Origin of the sequence: Streptomyces sp. NBC_00554, from assembly GCF_041431135.1 — a bacterium.
In the GTDB taxonomy this organism is placed as follows: Bacteria; Actinomycetota; Actinomycetes; order Streptomycetales; family Streptomycetaceae; genus Streptomyces.
This window is the reverse complement of the sequence record NZ_CP107799.1, coordinates 9,632,936-9,646,271: the sequence shown is the minus strand read 5'-3', so window position 1 is coordinate 9,646,271 and position 13,336 is coordinate 9,632,936. Positions and strand designations below refer to the sequence as shown.

General features: G+C 68.4%; 8 protein-coding genes and 1 pseudogene. 3 read left to right on the top strand and 6 right to left on the bottom strand.

The window, feature by feature from the left end; genetic code table 11:
• Positions 1-159: 159 nt before the first annotated feature.
• A complete protein-coding gene (locus OG266_RS42840; protein ID WP_371552255.1) occupies positions 160-1,485 on the top strand; it encodes a hypothetical protein in 1,326 nt (441 codons plus the stop codon).
• A gap of 65 nt (positions 1,486-1,550) precedes the next feature.
• Here the strand turns inward: OG266_RS42840 and OG266_RS42835 are convergent, their stop codons facing one another.
• The 6 genes from OG266_RS42835 to OG266_RS42810 all read right to left on the bottom strand — a co-directional run bounded on the left by OG266_RS42835 (position 1,551) and on the right by OG266_RS42810 (position 9,566).
• Positions 1,551-3,344, bottom strand: coding sequence for an RICIN domain-containing protein (locus OG266_RS42835; RefSeq protein ID WP_371552254.1), 1,794 nt, complete (start codon positions 3,342-3,344; stop codon positions 1,551-1,553).
• 129 nt (positions 3,345-3,473) lie between these two features.
• Entirely contained in the window at positions 3,474-5,231 is a 1,758-nt protein-coding gene (locus OG266_RS42830) for an amylo-alpha-1,6-glucosidase (protein ID WP_371552253.1), read from the bottom strand.
• Positions 5,232-5,328: 97 nt separating this feature from the next.
• The gene (locus OG266_RS42825; protein WP_371552252.1) at positions 5,329-6,153 is read right to left on the bottom strand and encodes a carbohydrate ABC transporter permease; all 825 of its coding nucleotides are present in this window, start codon (positions 6,151-6,153) and stop codon (positions 5,329-5,331) included.
• On the bottom strand, positions 6,150-7,121 hold the full coding sequence (locus tag OG266_RS42820) for a carbohydrate ABC transporter permease (RefSeq protein WP_371552251.1): 972 nt from the start codon (positions 7,119-7,121) through the stop codon (positions 6,150-6,152). Before OG266_RS42820 ends, OG266_RS42825 begins: the two co-directional genes overlap by 4 nt.
• A gap of 20 nt (positions 7,122-7,141) precedes the next feature.
• On the bottom strand, positions 7,142-8,389 hold the full coding sequence (locus OG266_RS42815; RefSeq protein ID WP_371552250.1) for an extracellular solute-binding protein: 1,248 nt from the start codon (positions 8,387-8,389) through the stop codon (positions 7,142-7,144).
• A gap of 145 nt (positions 8,390-8,534) precedes the next feature.
• Positions 8,535-9,566 carry a LacI family DNA-binding transcriptional regulator gene (locus OG266_RS42810; RefSeq protein WP_266470089.1) on the bottom strand — a complete coding sequence of 344 codons (1,032 nt, stop codon included), beginning with the start codon at positions 9,564-9,566 and terminating at the stop codon, positions 8,535-8,537.
• Positions 9,567-9,849: 283 nt separating this feature from the next.
• Between OG266_RS42810 and OG266_RS42805 the strand changes: the two genes are divergently transcribed.
• A complete protein-coding gene (locus OG266_RS42805; protein ID WP_371552249.1) occupies positions 9,850-12,531 on the top strand; it encodes a cellulosome protein in 2,682 nt (893 codons plus the stop codon).
• A 598-nt stretch (positions 12,532-13,129) separates the two neighbouring features.
• Positions 13,130-13,333: pseudogene (locus OG266_RS42800) on the top strand (aldo/keto reductase); the annotation flags it as partial.
• Positions 13,334-13,336: the final 3 nt, after the last annotated feature.

The window sequence follows — 13,336 nt, the reverse complement described above, 5'->3', positions numbered from 1 at the left end:
AGCCGACGGGCAAGCCGCCGGGCCTGTCGACAGTCTTAGCCAGGTGTCGACAGAAAGTAAACATCTAGGCATTCGAAGCAGCTCTATTGCCTTTAGTGTCGACAGGCGGCTTGGATGGAGTCTGAGGACGAGTACCAGAGCCACGCCCGGAGGACGTCCATGGAGAAGCCGCCCGTGTTCAGCGCCGAGGAAGTCGCCCGGTTCCGCGAGGAGTTGGGGGCGCGGCGCGCTCCCGGCGCGTACGAACCCGGTCGCTGGTCGGTCAGTCCGCTCAACCGGCGTCCGGACGTGGTGGGTTCACTGCCGCGGACCGTACGGCTGCGGGACGCGACCCTGCGCTCGGTCGAGACCCTGCCGGGTGTCGTGGCGTCCGTCGAGGCGAAGGAGGCGTATCTGCGCCGGCTGGTCGGCACCGGAGTGGCCGAGGTCGTCACGGCCGGGATCGCCGGCCGTGACGACAGCGCGCTCAAGGCCGAGGTGGACCTGGTGAAGAGCGAGAACCCTCAGTGCCGGGTCGTGTGTCCGCTGATGCGCTCGACGGACGACATCGACCGTGCGGCCGAGGCGGGTTACGACGCCGTACAGGTATGGGTGCAGGGCTTCGGCGAGACGTCGCTCGTCTACCAGCCCGCGATCTACGGTCAGGCGTGGCGTGGCGAGGACTGGCGCACCCCGCAGACGCCACGCGGCCGGACCGACGTACTCGCCCGCGCGGCCCGGCTGATCCGCCACGCACGCACCCGCGGCCTCGATGTGATCGTCCCGCTGCTGATGGTCTCCTACCTCACGGAGGAGGTCCACGAGGAGTCGGTCGCCGTGCTGGCCGAGGCGGGCGCCACCGAACTCACCCTGTTCGACGGGCCCGGCGCCATGAGCCCGGAGGCATACGCACATCTGGTCCGTCGGACGCGGGAGTTGGCCCCGGATGTCGAGGTCGGACTGCACCCGCACAACACGTTCGGCCTGGCAGTCGGTTGCGCGGTGGCCGCCGTGCGGGCCGGCGCGGCGGTCGTCGAGCTGTCGGTCAACGGCTACTGCGGTGGTCCCGGCAATGCCGACCTCGCCGCCACGGCCGTCGCCTTCGAGGCCCTCTACGGCGTCCGGACCGGGATCAGGACCGAGCGGCTGACCGAACTCGCCCGCGCGGGCGAGACCCTGACGGGCTATCAGCCGGCCTGGAATCACCCGGTGACCGGCACGCACGCCTTCTGCTGGGGCGGCATGGACCTCATCACCCAGGAGACGGAGGTCGACCCCCTCCTGCACAACTGCTTGGAGCCCGCCTTCGTCGGCAACCACCGTCTGGTCCCCTTCACCCCCGACAGCGGTCCCTACACCCTGTCCGACAAGCTGACGGCGCTGGGCATCGACCTCACGCACGCCCAGGTCGAGGAAGTGCTCGCCAGAGCGAAGGAGTTGATGGCGAGCAAGGACCGCCTCCTCACCGACGAGGACCTGGCAGCGCTCGCCGGTGAGGTGCGATGAGTTTCCGGACGCGGGCGGATCCAGCCACTTGGACTGTCCCTCCACATCGTCATGCGTGACGGCAGTCAGCTCTTGCCGAGGAGACGCCAGATCTGGTTCTTCTTGGTGCTCAGTGCGCTCGCCGCATCGCAGGTCCACTGATGGATCTGCGCGCCGGCCACGGTCGAGACGTTGCTGACGTCGACGCACTTGCCGCTGTGGACGGCGACGAGCTGGTAGTCGTGGCCGTTGCCGAGCGCGGTGACGGGGTTGAGCGTGAACTGCTGGTTGGTGGCGCCGTTGCAGGTGTATTGGATGACGGCGGCGCCGTCGGCACTGGACGCGCCCGAGACGTCCAGGCACTTGCCGCTGGTCCCGTTGACGACCGTGTAGGTGTTCGTCTTGCCGCTGACCGGCTTGAAGTCGAACATCTGCTGGTAGCCGCCCTCGCAGTAGTACTGCTGGTACTGCGTGCCGTTGGCGGTGGAGCGGTTGGTGTCGTCAAGGCACTGGCCGCTGTTCTGGCTGACGGCGACCGTGGAGACGGTGGTGTTGGACGGAGGCAGCAGGGTGACGGTGTAGCCGTCCTTGGCGTTCGTCCACGGGAGGCTCACGGAGGCGGCGTTGCCGCTGACCGCGAGGGTGGTGTCGGCGATGGTCTCCGGGCCGGCTACGGCGGCTCCGCTGTTGTACGGGATGCGCTGGACGACGGCGCGGACCTGGCTGTTCTCCACGACGGAGGTGGTGTTGAGCCCGGTCAGGTTGACGGTGACCGTCCCCGTGTTGCCGCTGCTGCCGAGCAACACCTTGGCGTTCTTCGCGGAGTTGTCCTTGGTCGCCAGGCCGTCGGTACCGGTACCCGGGATCAGGTTGACGATGTTGCCGGTCTGGGAGCCGTAGTACCGGTACATGAACCACTCGCCGAGCGGCAGGTACTGGCCGGCGCTGTTCTTGGTGAGCAGATTGGCCTCGTAGTCATGCAGGTTCGTGCCGGAGGCCCAGTTGCCGCGCATGCCGTCCGCACCGGCCCGCTCCAGACGGCCGATGAACCAGGCACCGCCGCCCGGGGACTGCATGGACAGGGTGGCGTACTCGTTGATCTGGTACGGCCGTGTGTTGGTCAGCCCCGCCGCGGCAAGCGTCGAGTTGGCGCGGCCGACGTCCGTGACCGGGTCGCCGGGCTCGTCGTGCCAACTCCAGATGTCCGGGGCCACGTTGTTCGCCTTGACGTAGGTCAGGTACGTCGTCCACCAGCTGTTGGAGGAGTTCGGCTGGCCCGCGATGCTGGGGCCGACGATGAGCTGGGAGGGAAATGCGGCGCGCACCTTGGCGTGGAAGCGCGACCACATCTGCAGGAACTGCGTCCGCGACGCGCCCCAGAATCCGCTGCCGTCGGGCTCGTTCCACAGATCCCACTGAACGGTCATGTTGTTGGCGCGTACGTCCCCGATGAGCTGGGTGACGAAGTTGTCGAACTGCGTCCAGTCACCGTTGTCACCGGGCCAGCCCTGAGTGGTGGTGCCGTCGGCGCCCCACAGGTCGTGCGGCAGCAGCACGAAGGTGCCGCCGAGGGCGGCGGTGCGCTTGTACTGGGCCAGGGTGGAGGCCCAGCGGGTCTGGTAGTCGGCGAGGCTGGTGGCGTAGCCGCCAGTGTTGAGCTGAGCGCCCCCGGCTCGCATGAAGTGCCACTTGATGTCGGTGAAGAAGTGGTCCTGGGGCAGCGAGCCGTTCGGGGTCATCCCGTAGATCGTCCCCGAGGCGTGGTACGTCGGAGCGCCCCCGGCGGTGGCGAAGTCGACGGTGACGGAGGTGTCGGCGGCGCGTGCCGTGGTCGCGGGGAGGGTGGCGGCGGCGAACGAGGCGAGGAGCGCCGCGATCACGGCGGTCCTGCGGCGTATCGGGACAGCTGGTCTGCCGGGGCGTCCGGCTGGGGCAGGGAAGCGAGATATGCGCATGTGCGGGTCTCCCGAAGGGGGTACTGCCCGGGCGCGAGTCGCCCGGGGGGTCTGTCAGCCGCCGACGGCCTCCGCGGTCTCGGCGCGCCTCAGCTCGTGGGCCTCGGCAAGGAGGAGGTAGCTGCTGGCGGTCCAGGTGTAGGCGCGGTCGCGCAGGCCCGCGCCGGTGAGGGCGTCGAAGTTCTCCGCGAAGCCCGAGGTCTCGCACAGGGCCCGGAAGCGGGCGCTGATCTCGTCCGCGAGACGGTCGTGGCCGGCGCGGCGCAGGCCGTCCTCGATCAGGACGGTGGACGGGGCCCAGATCGGGCCGCGCCAGTAGCCGTCGTCCAAGTAGTGCGGTGAGGTGGGCAGTTCGGTGGCGAGGCCGTACGCGGTGAGGTGGGCCTCGATGCGGTCGGCCAGCGCGTCGCCGATGCTCTGGGGCAGGTGCTCGCCGAGCACCACGGGCATCAGGTCGAGCAGACTGGAGCTGGTCCAGGTGGCCCCGCTCTGTGCCGAGCGGGCGACGAATCGGTCGCCGGTCCACAGCTCTTCGAGCATCGCCGCTTGCGTGCCGTCGGCCGTTCGCGTCCACCTGCGCGCGTCGTCCTGCAGCCCCAACGCATGTGCGAGTTCGGCGAGTTCGCGCATCTGCAGCACGAGGAAGGCGGCCAGATCGGCGCTGACGATCACACGCTCGGGGTCGAAGGTGGTCGCGTTGTCCCAGCCGCTGTCATTGCCGTGCTGGTAGTGCGGGAGCGCTGCCCCGGGTGCCCGCCGCATGGTGAGCCAGAAGTCCGTCCAGCGGGCCAGCCGGTCGTACACCTCGGTCAACTCCGCCTCGCCGAGCGGCTTGGGGAGCCGTCGACGCAGGTGGCGCAGGGTCCAGCCGTGGATAGGAGGCTTGACGAAGTTGTAGAGGATCTCCGAGTGGGCCACCGAGTCGGGTAGCGCGCCGGTCTCGTCCTGGTGGTCGAAAGGCAGGGCGAACTGGTCCAGGGCGAGTCCGGGGCTTCCAGGGGCCAGGGCAAGGGCGTTGAAGCAGTGGTCCCAGCTCCACACCTTGTCCATCCAGTGCTTCGACATCAGCACCGCGGGCCGGGTGACGAAGCCCTGCGGCCGTACGGTCGCGGACCACAGGACATACGCGGCGAGTTCCGCGGCAGGCGTGCCCGACGAGCGCCAGGGCGCGACGGTGTCGACGAAGGAGGAGAAGGCGCCGTGCGCGGCGTCCACGACCTGGCCGAAGGATGCCGAAGACGCGTACGGGCGGCGCGCGGTCTCGTACTCCTCGACCGCGGCCTCCCAGACCGCGCTGGCCTCGGCGCCGATCGTGACACCTCGCGCGGCGCTGCCCAGCGTCTGCGTGCCGGACGCCTCGGCCACGGTCCCCGACAGCACGGTGACGCGGTAGCGCCGCCCGGTCTCGTACGAGGTGAACACATACGCCCCCGTGCCGGGTTCGCGGTAGAAGTAGGTGCCGCTGAACGGGGTCAGCACGGTCGCCGCCGCGCCGATGCGCAGGCCCAGCCCGTCACCGCGCAGGCGTACGGTGTCCGGCGACTCGTAGGCGAGGTCGATGCGGCCTTCGGCACCGATCCAGCTGAGCTGGCTTGGCGTCGCGTGCGGCCTGGTGGCGGCGCGATCCCCAGTGGGCAGGTCGAGCGGGAGGAGACGCAGCACGGCGTGCATGCCGTGCTGGTGCGAGACGAGGTGAAGGTCTTCGGCGATGGTCTTCTCCGCCACCACGGGCGAAATACCGAACCATGACCCGCGGGTGCTGAACGGGATGTCGTGGACGGAGAAGGCCGGGCCGGACGGGGCGGCGGTCATGCAGCGTGACTCGTTTCTGGAGCAGGGGTGATCGGCTCTTGGGCGTGCAGGAATGACGGGCCGGCCAACAGGTGGACCGTGACGGGGTGAAGAGGAGTCAGTCCTTGACGGCGCCGGCGGTCACGCCGGCGGCTACGTAGCGCTGGGCGAGGACGAGGATCACCGCGGCGGGCAGCGAGGCCACGACGGCGGTGGCCATGATGGCGTTCCACTCCTGGTTGTTGTTGCCGATGTAGTGGTAGATGCCGAGGGTGATCGGCTCGTGCGCGCCGCCGCTGGCGAGGGTGCTGGCGAAGACGAAGTCGGACCAGGACCACAAGAACGCGAACAGCGACACCGTGACAATGGCGTTGCGGCTCATGGGCAGCACGATCGACCAGAAGGTGCGCACGGGCCCGGCCCCGTCCGTCTTCGCGGCCTGGAGCAGTTCGCCCGGGATTCCGGACATGAACGCGGTGAAGATCAGCACGGCGAACGGCACGGCCAGCGTGGAGTCCGCGACGATCAGGCCGGGCACCGACTGGAGCAGGCCGAGGCTGAGGTAGATGGCGTAGAAGCCCATCGCCATGATGATGCCGGGGATCATCTGGGCGACCAGGAAGAGGAAACCGAGTACGCCGCCGCCGCGCGGGCGGAGTTTGGCCAGTGCGTAGCCGGCGGGAGCGGCGAGCGCCACGGTGAGGACGACGGTCCCCAGGCCGATGACGAAGCTGGTGCCGAGGTAGGGCAACTGCTGGTCCAGGACGGCTCGGTACCCCTCCAGAGTGCCGTGCACGGGGATCAGGTCCGGCGGGCTCTTGCGCATGTCCTGGTCGCGGGTGAAGGACACGTTGAGCATCCAGTAGACCGGGAAGAGCATCACCGCGGTGAACAGCACGCCGATGGCCGTCTGCCACCACGTACGGCTGGTGCTTCGGTTCATGACAGTGCCTGCTTCCGCTGGACCCTCACGTAGACCAGGCCGAACACCAGGGCGGCGACCACGAGCAGGTTGCCGACGGCCGCTCCGGGGCCGAAAGCGGGCAGCAGGTTGCCGAAGCCGAGTTGGTAGGACCAGGTGGCGAAGGTGGTGGAGGAGTCGGCCGGGCCACCCTTGGTCATGATCCAGATGATGTCGAAGACCTTGAGCGTGTAGACCAGGCCGAGCAGCAGAGTGATCGCGGACACCGGTCGCAGCAGCGGAAAGGTGATCCGCCAGAACCGCTGCCAGGCGTTCGCCCCGTCGAGGGCCGCCGCCTCGTAGAGGCTCGCGGGGATGGACTGCAGGCCGCTGTGGAGGACCACCAGATTGAACGGGACGCCGATCCAGATGTTCGCGACGATCACCGAGGCGAGCGACCAGCCCGGCGCGGTCAGCCAGTTCACCGGCCCTATGCCGACGGCGTGCAGTACGGCGTTCACGACACCGGAGTCGCTGTTGAGCATCCACGACCAGGTGGACGCCGAGACGATCAGCGGGAGCAGCCAGGGCACCAGGAAGAGGGCCCGCAGGATTGTGGAGAGCCGGAAGTGCTGGTTGAAGAAGACCGCGAGGGCCAGGCCGATGGCGTACTGGAAGACCAGACACACGGTGGTGAAGACCACGGTGTGGAGCAGGGCCGGGGCGAAGGTCGGGTCGTCGAGTACGGTGCGGAAGTTCTGCAGGCCCGTGAACGGCGCATCGCCCTGGACGAAGGACCGGACCGTGTAGTTGCGCAGGCTCAGGTCGATGTTGCGGTACAGGGGATAGGCGTAGAAGAGGACGAGGTAGAGGGTCACCGGGGCGAGGAATCCCCAGGCGGCCCACTGCTGGGAGGTGGGGCGGCGCCGTGCCCGGGGTGGTGCGGTGGGGGCCGCACCACTGGTGTGGCGCACGGGCCGCCGGTGCGGCACTTTCGTCGTGTGGCTCATCAACGGGCTCTGATTCCCGCTTACTTGACGGCGGACTGCGCCGCGGCCAACGCGTCCTTCGGCGACTGCGAGCCACTGAGGGCGGACTGGACCGCCTTCCACAACTGCTCGGAGATCTTCGGGTACTTGGTGCCCAGGTCGTCACTGGTGCGTCCCTTGGCCGCCTTGACCGCGTCGACCCAGGGCTTCAGCTCGGCGTTCGCCGTGACCTGCTTGTCCTGGACCTCGGTGGTGGGTGCCACGTAGGACAGCGTGGTGTCGGTGTTGAGGAGGTTGTCGGTGCTGGTCAGGCAGGTCACGATCTTCTGTGACGTCGTGTAGCGGTCGGTCTTGCCCTGGACCGGGATGGTGACGAACTCGCCTCCGGTCGGGGCGGCCGCGCTGCCGCCGTCGGCGGCGGGAACGGGGATGACCCCGTAGTCGAAGCCGGCCTTCGCGGCGTTGGCGAGCTGCCAGGTGCCGTTCTCGCTGAACGCGTAGTCGCCGGTCGCGAACTCCTGCCAGCTGGTCGTCTGGGTGTTGTTGAGGACCGAGTTCGGCGCGTAGCCGTTCTTCAGCCAGTCCTTCCACAGCGTCAGCGCGGAGACGGCCTGGTCGGAGTCGAGCGCGGTCAGCTGGGCGTCCGATCCCCAGTACCAGGGCAGGAACTGGAAGGTGCCCTCCTCCGTGCCGATCGCGGAGAACGTGATGCCTTTCTTGCCGGCCTTCTTGACCTTCGCCAGCGCCGCCGTCAGCGACTTCCAGTCCTTCACCGAGGCTATGTCCACCCCGGCCTGCTTCAGCACCGCCTTGTTGTAGTAGAGGGCGAGGGTGTTGGCGCCGATCGGCGTGCCGTACGTCTTGCCGCCCGACTGTCCGGCCGCGAGGAGGTTGGCGTCCGCCTTCGAGGTGTCCAGCTTGTTGTCCTCGGTCGTGGTGAGGACCCCGGCCTCGGCCAGCGTCGACACCACCGGGTTGTCGACGATGAGGACGTCGGCGGAGTTGTCCTGCTGGGCTGCCAGCAGTGCCTTGTTCGCGAGGTCGCTGGTGTCGAACGCGGTGCGCTTGATCTTCACCCCGGCCTTGGTGCCGCAGGCGTCGAGCAGCTTCGCCCACGCGGAGCTCTTGTCGAACTGCGGGTACGGGTCCCAGATGGTGTACGTGCCGCTGTCCGAGGCCTTGGTGCCGGTGCTGCCCGTACCGGAGGAACAAGCGGTGGCGGTGCCGGCGACGGCGAGGACGGTCACGGTCGCGGCGGTGAGGCGGAGCCGTCTTACGGAGCTGTGCATGGCACGTTCCTTTGTTTTCTGGCACGGGTGTGCTCAGGGCGGGTGACGGGGGAAGCGGGCATGCCGAACAGCCACGGCGAGCGGTGAGAGAGAACGGAGGATGCCCGTGATGCGTGGTCAGGAGGGGTGGTGCCGGAGGCCGAGGTCAGGTGGCCTCGGTGGACGGCCTGCCGGTGGCGGGCCCTGTACTGGCGCGTAGCGAGATGGGCGGTGCGAGCAGGTGGTGCCGGGGCGGCGCGTCGGGGTGGTCGAGCCGCTCGACGAGGAGGTCGACGGCGTGTCGGCCCATCGCTTCCGCCGGTACGTCCGCCGCGGTGAGCTGCGGAGTCACCGTCTCCGCCCACCGGCCTGCCACGACTCCGGTGACGGAGAAGTCGCGTGGTACGTGACGGCCGGCCTGGGCCAGCCCGCGGTACAGGCCGCCGAGTGCGGCCTCGTTGAGGGTGACCAGGGCCGTGGTGGCCGGATCGTCGTGCAGGATCTGTTCCAGACACGCCTGGCCGGACGGGGCGTCGTCCCCGCAGCAGTACGTCCGCACGGTCAGCCCGCGCTCGGCCGCGGCCTTGGTGAAGCCGTCAAGCCCGCGGTGCGCGGACTCGTATCCGGCCCGCAGCAACTGCTCGGGCCGGTTGACGAAGGCGACCCTGCGGTGGCCGAGGTCCGCGAGGTGATGAACGCAGGCCCCTGCCAGCGCGGTGTGGTCCAGGCCGACCCACCAGGTGCCCTCGGGATGCGCGGTCCGGCCGATGGCGACGGAGGGGAAACCGAGGGCGGCCAGGTGATCGGCCCGGTCGTCCTCCAGTCTGATCTCCATCAGGATCGCGCCGTCGACCCGCCGCTCCCCCAGCAGCCGCTGGAACGAGCGGTCGCTGTCGACGCCGCTGGGAGACAGCAGCACGTCGTAGTCGCGGGCCGCGGCCGCCTCCACCACACTGCCGATGAAGTCGAGTTGCATGCCGGTGTAGTGGTTGCCGGCCGGCGGAAAGACCAGGCCGATCGTGTTGGTCCGGCCGTTGGCCAGGGCGCGCGCACTGGCGTTGGGCTGGTAGCCCAGCTCGTCGATGACACGCTGGATCTTCCGGCGGGTGTCCTCCGACACGGGGCGCTTGCCGCTCAGCGCGTAGGACACGGTGCTCCGCGAGACACCGGCCCGCCGGGCGATCTCACCGATGTTCACGGGCACTCCTTGGTCGAACCGGTTCGATGCTGTGCAGGGGCAACGACCGGTCATCGAACCGGTTCGCGTGAAGTGAAGGTAGGAACAACCACTGCGGCTGTCAACACCTCTCACCACACCTCTCGTAACACCTCTGGAATCCAGGATGAGCTGACACGACTCCCCGCGCCAGAGGTATTGCCGCCGGATTTCCGCGGTGCTAACTTCCCGGCCCAGCAGCATCGAACCGGTTCGATGATGTTCGCCCAGTGTCCGAACCCGCATGGAAACCACGGAGACCTCAGTGCGACGAAAGAGAACGACGGGAGCCGGTGCCGCGGTGGCGGCGGTCCTGGCCACCCTGCTCGCCGCCCCTTCCGCCGGCACCGCTCACGCCGCGGACCCGGAACGGCTCGTCATCGATCTGGCCACCGACACCGGCGCCTTCCACGGCGGCGCGGCCGGCTCGCTGTACGGGATCTACGGCGACGGGGCACCGAGCCGCAACCTCATCGAGGGCATGCACCTGCGCACCGTGTCCACCAAGGCGCAGGACGGCCCCCAGCACCCGGGGGCGGACGCGCTGGAGGTCCTGCCACCGTTCGTGGACTCGGGCGGCAAGGACGTCTACATCTACATGACCGACATCTACCGCGGGTTCCCGTACCAATGGCCGGGCGACAGTGGCCCCGAGCGGCTCGCGGACTTCAAGGAGAAGATCAAGAAGCAGGTCGCCCAGGTCAGGACGATGGGCACCTACAAGGACAACGTCGTCTACGTCCCGTTCAACGAGCCCGAGGGGAACATGTTCGGCTCGGGCACGTGGAGCTACAACAACGTCTCCTGGCTCAACGACCCGCAGTACTTCTTCGCGGCCTGGAAAGAGGTCTACCACCTCATCAAGGACCTGGACCCGGACGCCCGGATCGCGGGCCCCAACACCTCTCTCCTCTTCGACCAGGTCAAAGGCTTCCTGCAGTACGCCAAGGCCAACGACGTCGTCCCGGACGTGATGACCTGGCACGAGCTGTCGAGTCCCGCCGCAGTCCGCACGAGCGTGGCGAAGTACCGGCAGTGGGAGCAGGAGGCAGGGATCGGACCACTGCCGATCAACGTCAACGAGTACGGCCACAACTACCACCTCTCCGTGCCGGGCCAGGTCGTCCAGTGGGTCTCCGCCATCGAGGAGTCCAAGATCGACGCCGATCTCGCCTACTGGAACATCGACGGCAACCTCAACGACTCGGCCGTCGACGCCAACCGGGCCAACGGCCAGTGGTGGCTGTTCAACGCCTACGGCCAGATGTCCGGGCACACCGTGCAGGTGACCGCCCCGCACCCCAACCAGCAGTACACCCTCCAGGGCGTGGCCACACTCGACACGAAGAAGAAGCAGTCCCGAGCGCTGTTCGGCGGCAAGAGCGGCAACGCGGACGTCGTCTTCAAGAACATCGACCCCAAGTTGTTCGGCACGACCGTGCACGCCACCGTGCAGGAGATCCCGTGGTCCGGGCAGGTCGGAGACTCGGCCCAGCCGCTGCGGCTCGCCGACCAGGAGGTCGCGGTCGGTGAGGACGGCTCGGTGACGCTGCCGATGACCGGCATGAACGAGATGTCCGCGTACCAGGTCATCCTCTCTCCGGGCGGCCACGGCGGGGCGCAGGCCCACCCCTCGGTCGGCTGGCGGGGGACGTACGAGGCGGAGAACGCCACCTACACCGGCAAGGGCTACTCCAGGAACGGGCCCGAGGGCACGCCGTCGAACGTCGGCAAGTTCGCGACCAGCGGCAACTACAACGTCGGCGGACTGCGCACCGGATCCGACGGGGTGCTCGCCTTCGACGTGGACGTCCCGCAGGACGGCACGTACGACCTCAACGTCTTCGCCAACTCCTACAACCTGTACGGCCTGGTGAAGGAGCAGGGCCCCACCAACGTCTTCCTCCGCGTCGACGGCACGGACCCGCAGGAGTTGCTCCTGCCACTCGGCTACAAGTGGGTGGTCTGGGGACACACCGACACCACCGTGGAGCTGACCGCCGGCCGGCACCGGATCACGCTGGCGGCGCAGGACGCGGACCTGGGCGTCATCAAGGGCGACGCGATCATCGACAAGATCGACCTGTCGCTGCGCGACGAGAACGTGGCCGGCCCCGCGATCTACGAGGCCGAGTACGCCACCCTCACCGGGACCCGGCCGCACTACACGGATCCGGGCGCCTCGGGGCCGGGCGCGGTACCGCTGCCCAAGGGCGCGTCCGCGACCTTCTGGGTCCACTCCCCCGACGACGGTGAGGCGACCCTCTTCCTCGACCACCTCGCCGGCGGCCGGGCGGAGGTCTCCCTCAACGGCGAGAAGCTCGACGTTGCCAAGCCGGGAGCCGGGAAGAAGGGCACAGACGTTCTGCGGGTGTTCCTGTCCGGAGGCATCAACAAGATCACCGTCACCGGCGCCTCTCACGGACTCGTGCTGGACCGGCTGCGGGTCGCACCTTCCAGCGGCACGCTTGTGACGAAGGTGTACCAGGCCGAGGACGGCACCCCGGGCGGGGCCGCCAAGGTCACCGACGCGTACACCTTCGCCAGAGGCGGCACGTCGGTCACCGGCGTCGGGGACGGCAAGGCCAACGCCCTCACCGTCGACGTCCTCGCCAAGCGGTCCGGGCGGCACGCGGTGACCATCCGCTACTCCAACGCCGAACAGGCACCGGCCACCCACTACAACCCCGACCCGATCACCCGCCACGCCGACCTCTCGGTCAACGGCGGACCGGCGCGGCGGGTGCTGTTCCCGACCACCTTCCACTTCAACGCCTTCCGGGAGCTGACCGTCCCGGTGACGCTGAAGAAGGGAACCAACCGACTCACCTTCACGGCTGAGGAACTGCCCGACTTCGACGGCGACACCTACAACCAGTACGACCAGCGGTCCCCGTACGCACCGGTGATCGACCAGATCGCGGTCACCCCACTGTCGGAGAGGTAACCGCAGGAGACGTACGTGACGCCGCATGCGAGACGCGGCAGGCACGGGCGGCCGTGATGGCCCGTGCCTGCCGCGCTCCTCGTGGGGTCGTAGCGGGTGTCGTTATCGACGAAGCGTTTGAGCCAGGTGACGCTGTATTTGACGACTGTGGTGTTGGCGCTGGCGAAGGTGAAGCGGTCGGCGCCCTTGAGCTCGACGAACGCCTTGTCGTGGTCGTTCGGCAGCGCGTTGTATGCGGGTAGGTGCGGTCTTCCTTTCCGCCGCCAATGTGAAGTTGTTGAGTGGCCTGGGGCCTGCGTTCATGGACGGAGTACAAACCGGACGCCGGTGACCACGTCCACGGGAGTGGTCCAACGACGGCAACCCAAGACGCAGCGGCGTGCGACCCTCACTCACCCGTTGGCGTCCGCGCACGTGACCCCCGCCCGCTCAGCATCGACACTTTCCAGAGCAGGCTTCCGAAACCGTCCCAGCGCACGTCAGCCACACCAGACAAACCAATGCTCACCTGCTCATCCCACCAGGAGGTACCCATGAAGATGCTCATCGACTTCTCGTAATTTGGTGCGGCCGCAGATCAGAACCATGCTGAGGACTCCAGCTCGCCCTTGCCTGGCTCCTGACACAGGGCGAGGACATCGTCCCCATCCCCGGCACGCGCAACCTCGATCGGCTCCAGGAGAACATCGGCGCCGCCCACGTCAGCCTCACCGATGCCGACCTCGCCCACATCAAGGAGATCCTGCCCACCGGCGGCTACGGCGCCCGCTACCCCGAAGCCATGATGCCGACCTGGAACTGAGCG